Source organism: Rhodobacter maritimus, assembly GCF_058747975.1.
In genome coordinates, this window is the sequence record NZ_CM179095.1 from 81,024 (window position 1) to 98,142 (window position 17,119).

At 66.1% G+C, this 17,119-nt stretch carries 18 protein-coding genes and 1 tRNA gene; 4 read left to right on the forward strand and 15 right to left on the reverse strand.

Annotation, left to right across the window (positions count from 1 at the left end):
* Position 1: 1 nt before the first annotated feature.
* Both AC4PTO_RS00340 and mbfA read right to left on the reverse strand, forming a co-directional pair.
* Positions 2–922, reverse strand: coding sequence for an AEC family transporter (locus AC4PTO_RS00340; RefSeq protein ID WP_492730829.1), 921 nt, complete (start codon positions 920–922; stop codon positions 2–4).
* Positions 923–969: 47 nt separating this feature from the next.
* Complete coding sequence (mbfA, locus tag AC4PTO_RS00345; RefSeq protein ID WP_492730831.1) at positions 970–1,947, reverse strand: iron exporter MbfA; 978 nt, start codon at positions 1,945–1,947, stop codon at positions 970–972.
* A gap of 153 nt (positions 1,948–2,100) precedes the next feature.
* Between mbfA and AC4PTO_RS00350 the strand changes: the two genes are divergently transcribed.
* Positions 2,101–2,274 carry a hypothetical protein gene (locus AC4PTO_RS00350; RefSeq protein WP_492730833.1) on the forward strand — a complete coding sequence of 58 codons (174 nt, stop codon included), beginning with the start codon at positions 2,101–2,103 and terminating at the stop codon, positions 2,272–2,274.
* Here the strand turns inward: AC4PTO_RS00350 and trhO are convergent.
* Positions 2,241–3,176, reverse strand: a complete 936-nt coding sequence (gene trhO, locus AC4PTO_RS00355; RefSeq protein ID WP_492730835.1) for an oxygen-dependent tRNA uridine(34) hydroxylase TrhO — start codon at positions 3,174–3,176, stop codon at positions 2,241–2,243. The genes AC4PTO_RS00350 and trhO overlap by 34 nt on opposite strands.
* Positions 3,177–3,277: 101 nt before the next feature.
* On the opposite strand from trhO, the gene pncA reads away from it, so the two are divergent.
* Together pncA and pncB are read left to right on the forward strand one after the other, a co-directional pair.
* The gene (gene pncA / locus AC4PTO_RS00360; protein WP_492730837.1) at positions 3,278–3,886 is read left to right on the forward strand and encodes a bifunctional nicotinamidase/pyrazinamidase; all 609 of its coding nucleotides are present in this window, start codon (positions 3,278–3,280) and stop codon (positions 3,884–3,886) included.
* Positions 3,887–5,194 (forward strand): nicotinate phosphoribosyltransferase, encoded by a 1,308-nt coding sequence (pncB, locus tag AC4PTO_RS00365; protein WP_492730839.1) that lies wholly within the window; start codon positions 3,887–3,889, stop codon positions 5,192–5,194. It abuts the gene before it with no gap.
* 5 nt (positions 5,195–5,199) lie between these two features.
* Here the strand turns inward: pncB and AC4PTO_RS00370 are convergent, their stop codons facing one another.
* The 7 genes from AC4PTO_RS00370 to dapF form a co-directional block, all read right to left on the reverse strand.
* Positions 5,200–6,672 carry an inorganic phosphate transporter gene (locus AC4PTO_RS00370; RefSeq protein ID WP_492730841.1) on the reverse strand — a complete coding sequence of 491 codons (1,473 nt, stop codon included), beginning with the start codon at positions 6,670–6,672 and terminating at the stop codon, positions 5,200–5,202.
* A 40-nt stretch (positions 6,673–6,712) separates the two neighbouring features.
* Positions 6,713–7,198, reverse strand: a complete 486-nt coding sequence (locus AC4PTO_RS00375) for an NUDIX hydrolase (RefSeq protein WP_492730844.1) — start codon at positions 7,196–7,198, stop codon at positions 6,713–6,715.
* Positions 7,199–7,202: 4 nt separating this feature from the next.
* A complete protein-coding gene (locus AC4PTO_RS00380; protein WP_492730846.1) occupies positions 7,203–8,165 on the reverse strand; it encodes a phosphotransferase enzyme family protein in 963 nt (320 codons plus the stop codon).
* Positions 8,162–9,424, reverse strand: a complete 1,263-nt coding sequence (locus AC4PTO_RS00385) for an aspartate aminotransferase family protein (protein WP_492733689.1) — start codon at positions 9,422–9,424, stop codon at positions 8,162–8,164. Before AC4PTO_RS00385 ends, AC4PTO_RS00380 begins: the two co-directional genes overlap by 4 nt.
* Positions 9,417–9,839, reverse strand: a complete 423-nt coding sequence (gene arfB, locus AC4PTO_RS00390) for an alternative ribosome rescue aminoacyl-tRNA hydrolase ArfB (protein ID WP_492730848.1) — start codon at positions 9,837–9,839, stop codon at positions 9,417–9,419. The genes AC4PTO_RS00385 and arfB overlap by 8 nt, the downstream gene beginning before the upstream one ends.
* 92 nt (positions 9,840–9,931) lie before the next feature.
* Positions 9,932–11,191 carry a tRNA (N(6)-L-threonylcarbamoyladenosine(37)-C(2))-methylthiotransferase MtaB gene (gene mtaB / locus AC4PTO_RS00395; protein ID WP_492730850.1) on the reverse strand — a complete coding sequence of 420 codons (1,260 nt, stop codon included), beginning with the start codon at positions 11,189–11,191 and terminating at the stop codon, positions 9,932–9,934.
* Positions 11,188–12,027 (reverse strand): diaminopimelate epimerase, encoded by an 840-nt coding sequence (gene dapF / locus AC4PTO_RS00400; protein WP_492730852.1) that lies wholly within the window; start codon positions 12,025–12,027, stop codon positions 11,188–11,190. The genes mtaB and dapF overlap by 4 nt, the downstream gene beginning before the upstream one ends.
* A 260-nt stretch (positions 12,028–12,287) precedes the next feature.
* Between dapF and AC4PTO_RS00405 the strand changes: the two genes are divergently transcribed.
* Positions 12,288–12,363 (forward strand) — tRNA-Lys (locus AC4PTO_RS00405).
* A gap of 162 nt (positions 12,364–12,525) precedes the next feature.
* Here the strand turns inward: AC4PTO_RS00405 and AC4PTO_RS00410 are convergent.
* From AC4PTO_RS00410 to AC4PTO_RS00430, 5 genes are read right to left on the reverse strand one after another with little or no spacing between them, the layout of a single operon-like run.
* Positions 12,526–13,578 carry a dipeptidase gene (locus tag AC4PTO_RS00410; protein ID WP_492730854.1) on the reverse strand — a complete coding sequence of 351 codons (1,053 nt, stop codon included), beginning with the start codon at positions 13,576–13,578 and terminating at the stop codon, positions 12,526–12,528.
* Positions 13,575–14,333, reverse strand: a complete 759-nt coding sequence (locus AC4PTO_RS00415; RefSeq protein WP_492730856.1) for an ABC transporter ATP-binding protein — start codon at positions 14,331–14,333, stop codon at positions 13,575–13,577. The genes AC4PTO_RS00410 and AC4PTO_RS00415 overlap by 4 nt, the downstream gene beginning before the upstream one ends.
* 4 nt (positions 14,334–14,337) lie before the next feature.
* Complete coding sequence (locus AC4PTO_RS00420) at positions 14,338–15,165, reverse strand: ABC transporter ATP-binding protein (RefSeq protein WP_492730858.1); 828 nt, start codon at positions 15,163–15,165, stop codon at positions 14,338–14,340.
* The gene (locus tag AC4PTO_RS00425; RefSeq protein WP_492730860.1) at positions 15,162–16,067 is read right to left on the reverse strand and encodes an ABC transporter permease; all 906 of its coding nucleotides are present in this window, start codon (positions 16,065–16,067) and stop codon (positions 15,162–15,164) included. The genes AC4PTO_RS00420 and AC4PTO_RS00425 overlap by 4 nt, the downstream gene beginning before the upstream one ends.
* Positions 16,064–17,116, reverse strand: a complete 1,053-nt coding sequence (locus AC4PTO_RS00430) for an ABC transporter permease (protein WP_492730863.1) — start codon at positions 17,114–17,116, stop codon at positions 16,064–16,066. Before AC4PTO_RS00430 ends, AC4PTO_RS00425 begins: the two co-directional genes overlap by 4 nt.
* Positions 17,117–17,119 lie beyond the last annotated feature (3 nt).

Sequence of the window (17,119 nt, forward strand, 5' to 3'; positions counted from 1 at the left end):
TTCAAAGCGTTGTGACCCAGGCAATCACCGCCGGAATCGTGACGATACTGAGGGCGGTGGAAATCAGGATCGAGGCCGAGACACGGCGCGGCGCGACCCCGTAATGGCTTGCCAGAATATAGACATTTCCCGCGACGGGAAGGGCCGCGGCGGCGATCATGACCCCGGCTGCGAACGGGTCGACATCGAAGATCCACAGGCTGGTTGCCGCAACGGCCAGCGGATGCAGGACAAGCTTTGCGAAAGACAGCCACAGCGCGGGGCGCATCTGGTCGGCGCTGCGTTCGGCCAGCGATGCCCCGATGGCGAACAGCGCGCCGGGCGTGGCCGCGGCGCCCAGAAGGGTGACCAGTTCCAGCAATGGGGCGGGCATGGGCAGGTGCAACCCCGCCCAGGCAAGTCCCGCCACCATCGACACGATCATCGGATTGCTGACAACCCCGGTGATCAGCGGCCGCGCCGCGATGCGCCCGTGCCGCGCGCCCGTCACGAGCAGCGTGACGATCGAGGCGAAGACAATCAGATCGACCGCAAGCACCATCAGGACCGGCCCTGCCGCCTGCGCGCCCAGCAGCGCAACCAGCATCGGCACGCCCAGAAAGCCGGTATTGCCGGTCATACAGGTATGGGCCTCCATCGCGGCCTCGGCCATCGGAAGGCGGCGCAGGCGCGCGGCAACGATGCCGATCAGCCAGACCAGCGCCGAGCCCGTCAGGTAGGCCAGCATGAAGCTTCGGTCGAACAGCTCTTCCAGCGGCAGCGTGGCGGTAAAGCGGAACAGCATCGCCGACAGCGCGAAATAGAACACGAATTTCGTCAGCCAGGCCGTGGCTTCGGCCGGAAAGAAGCGGATGCGCCCGGCAAACCAGCCAAGCCCGATCAGGCCGAAAAAGGGGAGGGTCTTGAGAAAGATCGCCAGCATGCGCCTTGGCTAGCACGCCGCCGGGGCAGGCGAAAGCGGGATACCGCCTAGCCGCCGCCGATCAGCGCGCCCGCCGCAAAGACCAGTGCGCCCCCCAGAACCACCTGCAGGGCCGCGCGCAGGAAGGGCGTTTCCATGAACCTGTTTTGGATCCAGGCGATCGCCCAAAGCTCTACGAAGACCACGATCATGGCGATCGTGGTCGCTGTCCAGAATTCGGGGATCAGGTAGGGCAAGGCGTGCCCCATCCCGCCCACGGTCGTCATGATCCCCGATGCGAGCCCGCGCTTGATCGGGCTGCCGCGGCCCGACAGCACGCCATCGTCATGCGCGGCCTCGGTGAAGCCCATCGAGATCCCCGCCCCGACCGAGGCCGCGGCCCCCACCAGGAAGGTGGTCCAGGTATCCTGCGTGGCAAAGGCGGTGGCGAAGATCGGCGCCAGCGTCGAGACCGAGCCATCCATGAGGCCCGCAAGCCCCGGCTGTACCCAGGTCAGGATGAATTGCCGATGCGCCGCGCGATCCTCTTCCGAGCGGGTATCCTCGTCCAGATGCTTTTCGGCAAGCTCTTGCGCGCGAGTTTCGTGGCCCAGTTCAGCCGCGGCCAGATCGCCCAGAAGCTTGCGCGTGGCCGCGTCCGAGGTGCGCTGCGCCGCCATCGTGTAAAAGCGCCCGGCATCGCGCTCCATAGCCTCGGCCTCGGCGCGGATGGTATCGAGCGGCAGGTTCTCGGCCAGCCAGACCGGCTTGCGGGCATAGAAGCCCGCGACATGTTCGCGCCGGATCAGCGGGATTACTTCGCCAAAGCGTTCTCGGTGCCGCTCGATCAGGCGGCGGCGATGCTCGTCCTCTTCTTCGGCCATGCCGTCGAACACCTTTGCCGAGGCCGCATAGTCTTTGCGCAGGCGTTCGGCATATTGTCGATAGATGCGCGCGTCGTCCTCTTCCGAGGAGATGGCAAGCGCCAGAACCTCTTGTTCGGTCAGGTCCGAGAAGCGGCGGCGTGAGGCAATTCCTGGGATCATGTGGCACCTTTTGGAATGGTTCTAAAATAGCCGTGCGGCCGGAAAATGCAACCGCGACAAAATGAACCGGTCGGTTCACTTATCGCTTGCGAATCTGAACTGATCGGTTCATATTCGAAAAGTGAACAATATGGTTCATTTTGGAGATATGCCATGAAACGTATTCTGCTTGGCCTCGCCCTTGCTGCAACGACTGCCGCTCCGACGCTGGCCGGGGGCATTGCCTTCGATCTTCCGCGCCTGAGCTTTCCGGGGCAAGGTGGGGAAGTGACGCGGGCCTGCTCTGATCTGGTTCAGTCTTCGGCTTGTGCCGATACCGCCGAATGATGGCGCCCCAGATGCGCCTCGCCGCGGCTGGCGGCCAGGCGCATCTGATGCTCGCGCTCGCGGAACCGCGCGCGGTCGGCGGGTGAATATTCGTCGATGCAATGCGGGCAGGACACGCCCCGTTCGTAATCCGGGCTGGCCTTGTCCTGGGCCGAAACCGGCCGCCGGCAGGCATGGCAACTGTCGTAATCGCCCTGCTGCAATCCGTGACGCAGGCTGACCCGCCCGTCGAAGACGAAGCAGTCGCCCTGCCAGAGGCTGTCTTCCTCGGGGATGACCTCAAGGTATTTCAGGATGCCGCCCTTCAGGTGGTAGACATCTTCGATCCCCTGGCTCAGCAGGTAATTGGTGGATTTCTCGCAGCGGATGCCGCCGGTGCAGAACATCGCCACGCGCTTGTTGTGAAAGCGATGGGCGTTTTTCTGCCACCAGTCGGGAAATTCGCGGAACGAGCGGGTCTTGGGGTCGATCGCGCCTTCGAATGTGCCGATGGCGACCTCGTAGTCATTGCGCGTGTCGATCACCACGACGTCGGGGGCCGAGATCAGCGCGTTCCAGTCCTGCGGCTGGACATAGTGGCCAACGGCCGCGCGCGGATCGACATCGGGCTGCCCCATCGTCACGATCTCGCGCTTGAGGCGGACCTTCATGCGTCCGAAGGGCATTTCGGCGGCGGTGCTTTCCTTCCAGTCCAGATCGGCGCAGCCCGGCAGCGCACGGATATGCGCCAGCAGCGCGTCGATCCCCGCGCGCGTCCCGGCCACGGTGCCGTTGATCCCCTCGCGCGCAAGCAGCAACGAGCCGCGCAGGCCCTGCGCCCCGGCCAGCGACAGAAGCGGTGCGCGCAATGCGGCGGGGTCGGGAAAGCGGGTGAAGTGATAAAGCGCGGCAACGATGAACATGGCCACTGCCTACGCCGCGCAAGGCCCTGCCGCAAGCCTGCACGTTGACGCGGTGGCCCCCAACCCCTACCCATATGGCACAGCCGAAACCGGAGAATGCCATGCGCCCCGAGACCGAAGCCCTGATCGTCGTCGACCTGCAAAACGATTTCTGCCCCGGCGGGGCACTGGCGGTCGATGGCGGGCACGAGATCGTGGGCCGGGTGAACGAGCTGATGGCGGACTATTCCGTCAAGGTTCTGACACAGGACTGGCACCCGGTGGATCACACCTCTTTCGCGGGCAATCATCCGGGGGCCCAGCCCTTTTCGGTGACCGAGATGCCCTATGGTCCGCAGGTGCTGTGGCCCACGCATTGCGTTCAGGGAACGGCCGGCGCGGCCTTTCATCCGGGCCTGATGACGGACCCGGCCGACCTGATCCTGCGCAAGGGGTTCCGCAGCGCGATCGACAGCTATTCGGCCTTTTTCGAGAATGACCACGCGACCGCCACGGGGCTTGAGGGCTATCTGCGCACGCGTGGGGTGACCGACCTGACCTTCGTGGGCCTCGCGCTTGATTTCTGCGTGGCCTGGTCGGCCATCGACGCGGCGAAGCTGGGATTCTCGGTCCGCGTCATCGAGAGTGCGTGCCGCGCGATCGACCTTGACGGATCGCTGGCCGATGCGCGCCGCTCCATGCAGGATGCCGGCGTGGTTCTGGAGGGCTGAATGGTCGATATCGCCACCCGCGTCTATAACCACAAGTGGAAGATCGATCCGATCGTCCGGTCGCTGATCGACACCGATTTCTACAAGCTGCTGATGTGCCAGTCGGTCTTTCGCAACAAGCCCGACACTTCGGTCACCTTCAGCCTGATCAACCGCACCAGGTCCATCCGCCTGGCCGACATCATCGACGAGGGCGAGCTGCGCGAACAGCTCGATCACGTCCGCGGCCTGCGCCTGACGCGCGGCGAAAGCACCTGGCTGCGGGGCAATACCTTCTACGGCAAGCGCCAGATGTTCCGCCCCGATTTCATGGAGTGGTTCGAGAATTTCCAGCTGCCGCCCTATCATCTGGAAAAGCGCGACGGTCAGTATGAGCTGACATTCGAAGGCAAGTGGCCCGAGGTCATGCTGTGGGAAATTCCCGCGCTTGCGATCCTGATGGAGTTGCGCGGCCGTGCCGTGCTGAAGGATCTGGGCCGGTTCGAGCTTCAGGTGCTTTATGCGCAGGCGATGACCCGCCTTTGGGAAAAGATCCAGTCCCTGCGGGAAATCGGCGGGCTCAAGATCGCGGATTTCGGCACGCGCCGGCGCCATTCCTTCCTGTGGCAGGACTGGTGCGTGCAGGCCATGCTGGAGGGGCTTGGCGATGCCGCGCGGGGCGGCGCCTTCACCGGCACCTCGAACTGCCTGATCGCCATGCGCCGCGACATTGAGGCGATCGGCACCAACGCGCATGAACTGCCGATGGTCTATGCCGCGCTTGCCGATACCGAAGAGGATCTGCGCCAGGCGCCCTACAAGGTTCTGGCCGACTGGCATGAAGAGCATGACGGCAATCTGCGCATCATCCTGCCCGACACCTATGGCACCGAGGGCTTCCTGCGCCACGCGCCCGACTGGCTTGCCGGATGGACGGGGATCCGCATCGATTCGGGCGATCCGGCGGAAGGGGCCGAAACCGCGATCCGCTGGTGGAAATCACGCGGCGAGGACCCGCGCCAGAAGCTTGTGATCTTCTCGGACGGTCTCGACGTGGACAAGATCCGCGAGCTGCACGAACGCTTTGCCGGGCGCGTCAAGGTCTCGTTCGGGTGGGGCACGCTTCTGACCAACGATTTCCGCGGCCTTGCCCATGAGTACGGGCTGGCCCCGTTCAGCCTTGTGTGCAAGGCAGTTTCGGCGGAGGGGCGGCCCACGGTGAAGCTGTCGGACAACCCGGCCAAGGCGATGGGTCCGGCGGCCGAGATCGCGCGTTACAAGCGTGTCTTCGAGGTCGAGGACCAGAGGGCGATCCCGGTCGAGGTCTGAGTGCCTCAGCCGCCCATCGCGTTCAGGACAAGATAGAGCACCGCCGACAGCAGTGCCGAGGCGGGCACCGTCACCACCCATGCCGCCGCCACGGTCAGGAAATGCGACCGGCGCACCAGCTTGCGGCGCGACCGCTCTTCCGGGGGGACGGGCTTGCCCTTGCTCAGCCCCAGTTTGCGTGCGCGGCGCTCGGAATGCCATTCGCGGAAAAAACCCACGCCGAAGATCGCGCCCACCGCGATATGGGTCGAAGAGACCGGCAGCCCCAGCCACGAGGCCACGATCACCGTGATCGCCGCGGAAAGCGCGACACAATAGGCCCGCATCGGGTTCAGCTTGGTGATTTCAGAGCCGACCAGGCGGATCAGCTTCGGCCCGAACAGCACCAGCCCGACCGAGATCCCGAGCGCGCCCACGATCATCACCCAGGTCGGGATGTCGACATTCGTGGCGATGTCGCCTGCCTCGATCGTGTGGACGATGGCGGCCAGCGGACCGACCGCATTGGCCACATCGTTCGCGCCATGCGCAAAGGACAAAAGCGCCGCCGAAACCACAAGGGGAACCCCGAACAGCTTCCGAAGGGATTTCTTGCGGTTCTCCATGCCTTCCGACTGCCGCCGGATCATCGGAACCGAGGCGAACCACGAGGCGATGCCTACTCCAAGCCCGATCAGCACCGCCTCTGCCAGGCCGATATCGACGATACGCTTGAGGCCCTTGATCGCAAGATAGGCCGCAAAGGCCCCGGCCATGATGCCGATCAGGATCGGAACCCAGAACCGCGCGGCCGCGATCTTGTCCTCGACATACATGATCTTGGCCTTGATCAGCGCCAGGAACGCCGCCGCGATCATCCCCCCAAGCACGGGCGAAATGACCCAGCTTGCCGCGATTGCACCGATTGCCGGCCAGTTCACCGCACCGAAGCCAGCCGCCGCGATGCCCGCGCCGACGACCCCGCCCACGATCGAATGCGTGGTCGAGACCGGCGCGCCAAGCGCCGTGGCAAGGTTCAGCCAAAGCGCCGCGGCCAGAAGTGCCGCCATCATCGCCCAGATGAATTGCGCGCTGCCGGGCACAGCATCGGGGGCGAGGATACCGGTCGAGACTGTCTTGACCACATCGCCCCCCGCAATCAGCGCGCCCGCCGTCTCGAAGGTTGCGGCGATGATAAGCGCGCCGCCAAGGGTCAGCGCATTGGCCCCGACCGCCGGCCCCATGTTGTTGGCCACGTCATTGGCGCCGATATTCAGCGCCATATAGGCCCCGATGACCGCGGCTGCGATCACCAGAAGATTGACTGGCTGGATCCCCATCAGCATCGCTGCGGCCACTCCGGCCAGCACGATGAAGGCAAGCGCGATGCCCGGCGCCACAAGCGGGCGGGAAACGAACTGCGTTGCCTCCTCAAGCCGGCCGATCTTGCGAAGATCCTTGTCGAGGGTCTTCCACTGGTTCACTGGACGCTTGGGCATTGTCACGCTTTCGTCATGCGTTTGTTACTCTGGCGGCGGGTTAGCGGTTTCGCCCTCGGGAAACAACCTTGGAATCCGGCGTCAGCCCTTCAAGAAGCCGTTTTAGCCCTTCTTCCTGCACTTTTGCCGCAGCTTTTGCCGGCTCCAGCCAGACCCGCTCGCGCCGGCCGGCCTCGGGATAGCTTTCCGCCTGGGCCGAGGTATGCACGGCGAAGATGCGCACCTCGCATTGTTTTGCCAGCCCACCCTCTCCGATCTTGTCATAGACGAAACTGCCGATGGGCTTGGGGTCGGCCCGCCCGGTGATCCCGGCTTCTTCCCAGGCTTCCTGAAGCGCGGCCCCCGCCAGCGACCGGCCACGCATCGGCCAGCCCTTCGGGATGATCCAGCGCCCGCTGCCAAGCGATGTGATCAAAAGCACCTGGGGCCTGCCGCCCCGCTGACGCAGGCAAAGCGCCCCCACCTGAAGATGGGGCGGGCGCCGGCCAAGAAGCCCGGCAAGGATTTCCCGAAGCCGTTCGATCATCGCGTCATTCCCATGGGCTGGTATCGGCCATAACATGATGCGCCATGCGCACCGCGCGCGCGGCATAGAACCCAATCCGCGGATCGCCCTCGGGCGCGCGGCTCACGATCCACCCGGCCGAGGCAAAGGCCCGCAGCGCCACGAAAAGCGGCAACAGGCGCAGCTGGTCGGCCTCAAGGGGCCGGGCGCTGCGATAGCCCCCGATCAGCGCCGTGACCAGTTGTGGCAGTGCGGGTTCGTCAAGATTTTGCAGCAGGGCCGATCCCAGATCGTAAAGGCGAAAGCCGATGCCGCAATCGTCAAAGTCGATCAGCGCAAAACCTTCATCGGTGGCCAGCACGTTTTCGCGCAGAAGATCGGCGTGAATCGCGCCGCGGTCGCGGGCCGCGCCGATCCGGTCGCGCAGCCGCGCGCGCGCGGCCAGAAGCAAGGCCCGCCCCTCTTCGTCCAGCGCGGGGTTCTCCCAGAACCGTCCCCAGAGCGGGCGGGCACCCAAAAGCCCCTCTTCGTCCCAGTGCGGCCGGTTGAAACCCGCAGGCAGGCTATCCGCATCTGTGGTGTTATGCAGCCGTGCGGCAAGCGCGCCCAGCCCGTGCATCAGCGCCGCACCCTCCGGCCCAAGCGCGTGTTCGGCGGCCCCGAGCGGCACCCCCTCAAGCCACTCGACGCAGGAAACGATGCGGTTTCCCGCCCGCGCCGTCAGCCGCCCGTTGATCGCCCGCACCGGGCGCGGCGCAGGAAAGCCCCGCCCGGCAAGCGCCGCACACCAGTCCAGCTCCGATTCGATCGCCGCCCGGCTCTGATAGCCCGGCCGGTGCAGCCGCAGCGCGGCGCGGGTGCCATCGCGCAGGCGGACCTCGAAGATGATGTTCTCGCGGTTCTTGACCATGCGCGGCGGCGCCTCCGCATTGCCCCAATGGGCAAGCGCGGTCTGCGCCATGGCATGGGCGGTCCGGTCGGTCGTCATGCGGGCATTCCTTTCAGAACCCGGCCCAGCACCTGCGCCAGAAGGGCCGCGTTCTCCGATGAAAACGGCATGGGCGGGCGGATCTTCAGGATATGCTGCGCCCGCCCGACCCGGCCCAGAAGTACCCCTTCATTCTTCATCGCTTCCACGACACGGCCGCAAAACGCGCCGGCCGGCCGGCCGTTTTCCACAAACTCCATACCGACGAAAAGGCCAACGCCCCGCACATCGGCGATGAGGGGGTGTTCCAGCCCGCGCAAAAGCGCCAGAACCTCGGCCCCGACCCGCTGCGCATTCCCGACCAGGCCCTCGCCCTCGATCACGTCGAGAACCGCCGCCGCCGCCGCGCAGGACACCGGATTGCCGCCGAACGTGTTGAAATAGCCGAACGCGTTGCGGAAGGCCGCCATCACATCGGGCCGCGTGACCACGGCGGCAACCGGATGGCCATTGCCCATGGGCTTGCCAAGCGTGACCACATCGGGTGCGAAACCCAGGAAATCATGGCCCCACCAATGGCTGCCCACACGGCCGAATCCGGGCTGCACCTCATCGCACAGGATCAGCCCGCCGGCGCGGCGCACCATCTCGACGGTGGGGGCCAGGAAACCGGGCGTGATGCCGGGCGTGCCTTCGTTGGCAAAGATCGGGCACAGCATCAGCCCGGCAAACCCATGTCCCGCCGCCTCCAGTTCGGCAATCGCGCGGGCGACGGATTCGGCAAAGGCCTCGGGCTGCGCGGCCAGGCTGCCGCCAAGAGGCACAAGGCTGTCGGGCGCGGGCACGCGGCGCACATGGGGCGGATAGCCCCCGATCGGCGGACGCCGCGTCGACAGATGCGCCACCGCGGTCGTGTTGCCGTGATAGGTATTGTCGGTGGCGATCAGCCCGGTCTTTCCCGTCACCGCCTGCGCCATGCGCAAAGCGATGTCATTGGCCTCCGAGCCCGTGCAGACCATGATCAGTTGCCGCAGATCATGGCCGAACTTCGCCACCAGCCTCTCGCCATACTCCAGAATCCCCTCATGCAGATAGCGCGTATGGGTATTGAGCGTCGCCGCCTGCCGGGCGATGGCCTCAACCACATGGGGATGGCAATGGCCGACATGGGCCACGTTGTTGTAGCAATCCAGATAGCGCCGCCCATCGGCATCCCACAGCCACACCCCCTCGCCGCGCCGGATATGCACGGGGCGCTCGTAGAAGGTCGGCACATTCGGCCCCAGCAGGGCGGCGCGACGCGCAAGAAGATCAGTCATCATCCACCACTTTCCCCCGCAGCGCCTTTACCGCGCCCCGCTCGGCCTTGGCCTTCAGCCGCCGCCGCTTTGCCCCAAGGGTGGGCTTCGTGGCCACCCGCCGCTTCGGCGCAACCAGCGCCGCGCGGATCATCCCGGCCAGCCGCTCGCGCGCGATCTCGCGGTTGCGCGCCTGGCTGCGCGTCTCCTCGACCCGGATCAGGACCGCCCCCTCCGCCGTCCAGCGCCGCCCGGCCAGCCGTTTCAGCCGCGCCTTCGCCGCCCCCGTCAGATGCGGCGAGCGTTCCGCCTCGAAGCGCAACTCCACGGCGGTGGACACCTTGTTCACGTTCTGCCCGCCCGGCCCCTGCGCCCGGGTGAAGCTCTCGCTCAGCTCCCATTCCGCGATGACGACCGTGTCGTTGATCCGCAACATGCCGACAAGCTAGCGGCCCCGGCGCAAAACGAAACCCCCTGCCTTCTTCAGAGCGAAAATATCCCCGGGGGTGCGGGGGCAGCGCCCCCGCCTCAGGCCAGAAGGCGCGCGCCGTCCTGCCCTGCGATCCGCGCGCTCAGGATCGTGCCTTCGGGCATGTCGCGCGCAAAGGCCACCTCGGTGAAGAACTCGGTCCGGCCGATCCGCGTGCCCTCGGTCAGGATCACGCGCTCCTGTCCGACCTCGGCCTGCAAATGGCGCAGCAGGGCCGCCTCTCCGGCCGCGCGCAGGCGTGCGGCGCGCTCCTTGATCAGGGGGCCGCGCACGGCCGGCATGCGCGCCGCGGGCGTGCCCTTGCGGGCCGAATAGGGAAACACATGCAGGAAGGTCAGCCCGCAATCCCCGACCAGCTTCAGCGAGTTCTCGAACATCGCCTCGGTCTCGGTCGGAAAGCCTGCGATGATGTCGGCCCCGAAGACGATGCCGGGGCGCAGCCGCCGGACCTCTTCGCAAAAGGCGATCGCATCGTCGCGCAGATGGCGCCGCTTCATCCGCTTCAGGATCATGTCGTCGCCATGTTGCAGGCTCAGATGCAGATGCGGCATCAGGCGCGGCTCGGTCGCGATGGCCAGCATCAGGTTCTCGTCCGCCTCGATACTGTCGATCGAGGAAATCCGCAGCCGCGCAAGATCGGGCACCAGCCGCAGGATGCGCATCACCAGATCGCCCAGGCGCGGCGCGCCCGGCAGATCGGCGCCCCATGAGGTCAGGTCGACCCCGGTCAGCACCACCTCGTTGAACCCGCGTCCGACCAGCCTCTTGATCTGCTCGACCACGACACCCGCGGGGACCGAGCGCGAATTGCCCCGCCCGAAGGGGATGATGCAGAAGGTGCAGCGGTGATCGCATCCGTTCTGCACCTGCACATAAGCCCGGTGCCGGCCGAACCCGTCGATCAGGTGGCCGGCGGTCTCGCGCACCGACATGATGTCGTCGACGCGGACCTTCTCGGTCTCGCCGATCAGGTCGGGCGTGCGCAGTCCGGTCCATGTCTCGGCCTGCATCTTCTCGTGGTTGCCGATGACGCGCGTCACTTCGGGCATCGCGGCAAAGGTCTCGGGCTCGGTCTGGGCGGCGCAGCCGGTGACGATGATCGCGGCGCCGGGGTTTTCGCGCGACAGGCGGCGGATCTCCTGCTTGGCCTTGCGCACGGCCTCGGCGGTGACGGCGCAGGTGTTCACGACCACGGCGTTCTCAAGCCCGGCCGCGGCCGACAGCTCTTTCATCGCTTCGGTCTCATAGGCATTGAGGCGGCAGCCGAGCGTGGCGAAAACGGGCGGTTTGACGTTCATGTGCGGGCCAGGAATTCCGGGGTCAGAACCCCGTCGAAGACATGGGCGACCGGGCCGGTCATCCACACCCCGTCCTCGCGCCAGTCGATCCAGAGCGTGCCGCCATCGACATCCACCACCACCTGCCGCCCGGTCAGCCCGCGCAGATGCGCGGCCACCGCCGTCGCGCATGTCCCCGAGCCGCAGGCAAGCGTGATGCCCGCCCCGCGTTCCCAGACGCGCATGCGCAGCCGGTCGGGGCCGGTGAGGCTGGCAAACTCGACATTGGTCGCCTCGGGGAAAAGTGGATCGTTCTCGATCCGGGTTCCCCGCCCGGCGACATCGACGGCCTCGGCATCGGGCACGAAGAACACGCAATGCGGGTTGCCCATGCCGATGGCGACCGGATCGCCCTCAAGCGGCAGGTGGGCGGTTTCCATGGCGCGCGCAAGCGGGATCTGCGCCCAGTCGAAAAGCGGCGCGCCCATGTTCACGCTGACAAGCCCGTCCGCGCGCCGCTGCGCCGCCAATGTGCCACGCGCGGTGCGCAGCACCACCGAATCCTTGTCCAGCCGGCGCATCATCCAGTCCGACACGCAGCGCGTGGCATTGCCGCAGGCATCGGCACGGGTTCCATCGGAATTCCAGAATTCAAGCCCGAAATCCACCCCGGCATCGTTGCAGATCACCGCCAGCTGGTCGAATCCAACCCCGCGATTGCGGTCCCCCAGCGCGCGCGCAAGCGCGGGCGTGACCGGATCGTCGCCCTGCCGGGCGTCGATCACGACGAAATCGTTGCCAAGCCCGTGCATCTTCATGAAGTGCAGGCCGGCAGAGGGAATCTGCGCGCTGTCCATGCCGCGCGATATACGCCCGGATGCGGGTTTTTTCCAGAGCCCAGATTTTTCACAAGATTAGGCCTTGACCCGCCCTTTCTGGATTTATAGAGAAGCCCCCTGTGACGGCCCCTTGGCCGGGCGGTTAAAACGACCGATCCGATCAGCTGGCCTTCATGATCCTGCTCGCGGATGCGCACGCAAAAACCGGGCGGGAAAAGACAGACGAAGACCTGCGGGGCCGCGAAAGTCGCCTTGAAACAGGTTCTTGGAAGAGATGTGGGCCGTTAGCTCAGTTGGTAGAGCAACTGACTTTTAATCAGTGGGTCGCAGGTTCGAATCCTGCACGGCTCACCACTCTCTCGCTCGGCAATCCCGATGTGCAAGACCGTGGCGCGTTTTCGTGCCAAGTGCGTGCCGTTGCCTGACGCCGCTCTTGGCGGTACTGGTTTCCCGGCACGATGCGCCATGATCGCACACCGCGATTCGATGATCGTCCGGCGTCCGTGGTGGGACGGTTCAGCGGCCCCAGGTACGTTCCAGAACTGCAAGCCAGTTGCGATGCGCGATCTTGGCCACGAGGTCTTCGCCATAGCCATGCGCGCGCAATGCGTCCAGAAGCCGGGGCAATCCTGCGGCATCCTTCAGGTCCGAAGGCATGGTCGCGCCGTCGAAATCGGAACCAAGGCCCACGCGGTCCTCTCCGAGGATGCCGATCAGGTGGTCCAGGTGACGCAGGAACGGATCCCAACCCGCGAAGGGTGCGTTCAGGCCGTCTTCGCGCAGGAAGCCCGAGGCATAGTTCAGTCCGACCATGCCGTCGCGCTCGGCGATAAGGGCGAGCTGACGGTCGGTCAGGTTGCGCGAACTGGGGCAAAGCGCGTGGGCGTTGGAATGCGTGGCGACAAGCGGCGCATCCGATATGGCCGCGATATCGTCGAAGCCCTTTTCGTTGAGATGGCTGAGGTCCAGCATGATGCGCAGCGCATTGCATTCGCGCACCAGATCCTTGCCCGCGGGCGTCAGCCCCGCGCCGGTATCGGGGCCGGAGGGGAAGGCGAAGGGCACGCCATGGCCGAAGGCCGTGGGCCGCGACCAGACGGGGCCAAGGCTGCGCAGCCCGGCCGCATGCCAGAAATGAAGCGCATCCAGATCGGCGCCGATCGGCTCGGCCCCTTCGAAATGCAGGACGGCCGCGATCTGTCCCGCGGCGATGGCTGCGCGGATATCCCCGACCGACAGGCAGATCTTCAGATGGCCGGTCCGCTCCATCCAGCGCAGATGGCCGACCATCGCCATCGCCACCGGAAGCGCGTCGTTCAGCGGAATCCCGGCGGGCAGGGGCAGGCTGTAGGGCGGGTTGCGCATGATGGCGTCGAAATCGGGGTCGTCATGCGCGACGGGCGACGGGATATAGACGGCGAAGAACCCGCCCGCGAACCCGCCCGCGCGCATGCGCGGCAGGTCCAGATGACCCTCGCCCATATCGGTCAGCCAGGTGCGTTCGCGCGCGGCGGGATCGCGCAGCAGGCGCAGCAGGAAATCGTTGTGGCCGTCGAATACCGGTGTCATGCCGCATCCTCGCGTGTAAAGCCGACCGAAGCCTTCAGCAGCCGGCGGGTGTAATCGGTGCCGGCGGCGCGGGCGCGCAGCGCGTCACGGGTCAGCTCTTCCACCGCCTGCCCGTGCTGCATGACCAGAAGGCGTTCGCACATATGCGATACCACCGCCAGATCGTGACTGACCAGAACATAGGTCAGCCCGCGTTCCGCGCGCAGCCCGTCAAGCAGGTTCAGCACCTCGGCCTGGATCGAGGCATCGAGCGCCGAGGTCGGCTCGTCCAGCAGCAGGATCTCGGGCTCAAGGATCAGCGCGCGGGCGACCGCCACGCGCTGACGCTGCCCGCCCGACAGTTGATGCGGATAGCGAAAGCGGAACCCCTGCCCAAGGCCCACATCGTCAAGCGCGCGGGCGATGCGTTCGTCGCGCCGGTCGAACCCCTGGATCGCCAGCGGCTCGGACAGGACGGAATCGACCGTGTGGCGCGGATGCAGCGAGGCGTAGGGATCCTGGAACACCATCTGCACCCGGCGGTAGAAACCCGCGTCGCGCGGCCGGGGGAGGGGCTGGCCGTCAAGGGCGATGCGTCCCGCGCTGGTCGGGGCCAGCCCGCAGATCGCGCGCAGCACGGTGGATTTGCCCGAACCGCTTTCGCCCACGATTCCGTAGCTTTCGCCCCTGGCGACATCGAAGGACACGCCGCGCACGGCTTGCACGTCCTCGGCCCCGGTGCTGAAGGTGACTTCAAGGTTTTCGACAGTCAGCATTCGTCTACTCCGCCCATGAGGCTTCGCGGTTCAGCACCGGCAGGGGGCGGCGGTCGCCGTCGATCTGCGGCAGGCAATTCAGCAGGCCCTGCGTATAGGGATGGCGGGCCTGCCCGAGATCGGCGGCGCGCAGTTCCTCGACCACGCGGCCGGCATACATCACCAGAACCCTGTCGCAGAAGCTGCTGACCAGCCGCAGGTCGTGGCTGATGAAGATCAGCCCCATGCCGCGTTCCGACACCAGCTTGTCGAGGATGCGCAGCACCTCGATCTGGATCGTCACGTCCAGCGCCGAGGTCGGCTCGTCCGCGATCAGAAGGTCGGGGGCCGAGACCAGCATCATCGCAATCATCACCCGCTGCCCCATGCCGCCGGACAATTCGTGCGGATAGGCGCGGAAGACACGCTCGGGGTCGCGGATCTGGACGGCCTCCAGCATCTCGAGGGCGGCGCGCCGTGCCTCGGCGCGCCCTGCGCCGTGGATGCGCAGCACCTCCATCAGCTGCTTGCCCACCGCCATCACGGGATTGAGCGAGAATTTCGGGTCCTGCATGACCATCGACATGCGCTTGCCGCGTAGCCGCCGCCAGTCGCGCGCGGACAGGCTGCGCAGGTCGGTCCCGTCGAATTCCAGCCGGTCGGCGCTTGCCCATCCGGGGGCGGGCGTCAGGCCCAGAAGCGCGCGTCCGGTCTGCGACTTGCCCGAGCCGCTTTCGCCAACGATGCCCAGCCGCTCGCGCCCCAGCGTGAAGCTGACGCCGCGCACGACCTCGGAGGGGCCCTGGCGGGTGGGGAAGGTGACGCGCAGGTTCTCGACGGCAAGCAGGCTCATTTGCGTCCTTTCGGGTCCAGTACGTCGCGCAGGCCGTCGCCCAGCAGGTTGAAGCCAAGCGAGACGACGAAGATGGCCAGCCCCGGCATGGTGGCGACCCACCATTGATCCAGCAGAAAGCGCCGCCCGCCCGCGATCATCGCGCCCCATTCGGGCTGTGGCGGTTGCGCGCCAAGGCCCAGAAAGCCCAGCCCCGCCGCCGTCAGGATGATCCCCGCCATGTCCAGCGTGACCCGGATGATGACCGAGGACATGCACAGGGGCACGATATGCTTCCAGATGATGCGCAGCGAGGATGCCCCCTGAAGCCGGGTCGCGGCGATGAAATCGCTGTTGCGGATGGTCAGCGTCTCGGCGCGTGCAAGGCGGGCATAGGGCGGCCATGAGGTGATGGCGATGGCGATGATCGCGTTCTCGATCCCCGGCCCGAGCGCGGCCACGAAGGCAAGTGCAAGGATCAGCCGGGGAAAGGCCAGCACGATATCGGTCAGGCGCATCAGGACGGTATCGACCCAGCCGCCGAAATAGCCCGCGGTGGTGCCGACCAGAAGGCCGATCGGCGTGGCGATCAGCGCCACCAGCGCCACCACCATCAAGGTCAGCCGCGTGCCGTGGATCAGCCGCGACAGGATATCGCGGGCCAGATCGTCGGTGCCCAGAAGGTGGCCAGGCGACAGAGGCGGCAGAAGCCGCTGGGTGTTCAGATCGCCCCCGGTGACGGGGTTATAGGGCGCCAGCACATCGGCCAGTGCCGCGATGACGATCAGCGCCAGCACGATGCCAAGGCCCACCATCGCCAGCCAGTTGCCGCGAAACGCCAGCCAGGTGCGATAGCCCTGTCCCAGCCGGGCCTGCCGGCGCGAGGCGGGTTGTTCCGATAAAAGCCATTCGCGCGTGCTCATGATGTCCTCCGCACCCGGGCGTCCAGCATCGAGTAAAGCAGATCCGACAAGAGGTTCAGCCCCACGAAGATTGCCCCGATCACCAGCGTGCCGCCCAGCACCGCGTTCATGTCGGCGTTTTGCAGGCTGTTGGTCAGGTATTGGCCAAGGCCGGGCCATGCGAAGACCGTCTCGGTCAGCACCGACCCCTCGAGCAGCCCCGCATAGCTGAGCGCGATCACCGTCACCAGCGGCACAGCGGCATTGCGCAGCGCCTGAAGCCAGATGATGCGCCATTCCGGCACGCCCTTGACGCGTGCGGTGGTGATATATTCCTGCCCCAGCTCGGCCAGCATGAAGCTGCGCGTCATCCGGCTGATATAGGCCATCGAGAAATATCCCAGAAGCGTGGCGGGCAGGATGATATGCGACAGCGCGTTGCCGAAGGCATCCCATGCGCCCTGCGTCGCGGTATCCCAAAGGTATAGCCCGGTCTTTGGCGTGAAGGCATATTCATAGGCGATGTCGATGCGCCCCGGCCCCGCAACCCAGCCCAGCTTGGCGTAGAATACCAAAAGCCCCAGCAGGCCCAGCCAGAAGATCGGCGCCGAATAGCCCACAAGCCCCAGAACGCGCACGACCTGATCGACAAGCCGGCCCTGTCGCACCGCCGCCCAGACCCCCATCGGAATGCCCGCCAGTGTGCCGATGACGATCGCCACAGTGGCCAGTTCCAGCGTTGCAGGAAAAACCCGCGCGATATCGTCGATGATCGGTTTCTTGGTCAGGAAAGAGGTGCCGAAATCGCCCGCCAGAACCTTCTTCAGCCAGATCCAGAACTGTTCCCACAGCGGCTTGTCCAGCCCGAGCTCAAGAAACACCCGATCATAGACCGATTGCGGCGCGCGATCTCCCACCACCGCCAGCACCGGATCGACCGGCACGATGCGCCCGATCATGAAGGTCACGATCAGAAGGCCCAAAAAGGTGGCCAGAACCGTCAGGACCAGTCTGCCCGTCCGTTTCAGCCAGAGGGCGCCGCGGCGCCCCCTGTTGGTTTTGTTTGCCATGTC

What these genes read in the sequence shown, in the direction of transcription:
- AC4PTO_RS00340 (WP_492730829.1), bottom strand. Translation starts at nt 922, where the DNA reads ATGCTGGCGATCTTTCTCAAGACCCTCCCCTTTTTCGGCCTGATCGGG.
- mbfA (WP_492730831.1), bottom strand. Translation starts at nt 1,947, where the DNA reads ATGATCCCAGGAATTGCCTCACGCCGCCGCTTCTCGGACCTGACCGAA.
- AC4PTO_RS00350 (WP_492730833.1), top strand. Translation starts at nt 2,101, where the DNA reads ATGAAACGTATTCTGCTTGGCCTCGCCCTTGCTGCAACGACTGCCGCT.
- trhO (WP_492730835.1), bottom strand. Translation starts at nt 3,176, where the DNA reads ATGTTCATCGTTGCCGCGCTTTATCACTTCACCCGCTTTCCCGACCCC.
- pncA (WP_492730837.1), top strand. Translation starts at nt 3,278, where the DNA reads ATGCGCCCCGAGACCGAAGCCCTGATCGTCGTCGACCTGCAAAACGAT.
- pncB (WP_492730839.1), top strand. Translation starts at nt 3,887, where the DNA reads ATGGTCGATATCGCCACCCGCGTCTATAACCACAAGTGGAAGATCGAT.
- AC4PTO_RS00370 (WP_492730841.1), bottom strand. Translation starts at nt 6,672, where the DNA reads ATGCCCAAGCGTCCAGTGAACCAGTGGAAGACCCTCGACAAGGATCTT.
- AC4PTO_RS00375 (WP_492730844.1), bottom strand. Translation starts at nt 7,198, where the DNA reads ATGATCGAACGGCTTCGGGAAATCCTTGCCGGGCTTCTTGGCCGGCGC.
- AC4PTO_RS00380 (WP_492730846.1), bottom strand. Translation starts at nt 8,165, where the DNA reads ATGACGACCGACCGGACCGCCCATGCCATGGCGCAGACCGCGCTTGCC.
- AC4PTO_RS00385 (WP_492733689.1), bottom strand. Translation starts at nt 9,424, where the DNA reads ATGACTGATCTTCTTGCGCGTCGCGCCGCCCTGCTGGGGCCGAATGTG.
- arfB (WP_492730848.1), bottom strand. Translation starts at nt 9,839, where the DNA reads ATGTTGCGGATCAACGACACGGTCGTCATCGCGGAATGGGAGCTGAGC.
- mtaB (WP_492730850.1), bottom strand. Translation starts at nt 11,191, where the DNA reads ATGAACGTCAAACCGCCCGTTTTCGCCACGCTCGGCTGCCGCCTCAAT.
- dapF (WP_492730852.1), bottom strand. Translation starts at nt 12,027, where the DNA reads ATGGACAGCGCGCAGATTCCCTCTGCCGGCCTGCACTTCATGAAGATG.
- AC4PTO_RS00410 (WP_492730854.1), bottom strand. Translation starts at nt 13,578, where the DNA reads ATGACACCGGTATTCGACGGCCACAACGATTTCCTGCTGCGCCTGCTG.
- AC4PTO_RS00415 (WP_492730856.1), bottom strand. Translation starts at nt 14,333, where the DNA reads ATGCTGACTGTCGAAAACCTTGAAGTCACCTTCAGCACCGGGGCCGAG.
- AC4PTO_RS00420 (WP_492730858.1), bottom strand. Translation starts at nt 15,165, where the DNA reads ATGAGCCTGCTTGCCGTCGAGAACCTGCGCGTCACCTTCCCCACCCGC.
- AC4PTO_RS00425 (WP_492730860.1), bottom strand. Translation starts at nt 16,067, where the DNA reads ATGAGCACGCGCGAATGGCTTTTATCGGAACAACCCGCCTCGCGCCGG.
- AC4PTO_RS00430 (WP_492730863.1), bottom strand. Translation starts at nt 17,116, where the DNA reads ATGGCAAACAAAACCAACAGGGGGCGCCGCGGCGCCCTCTGGCTGAAA.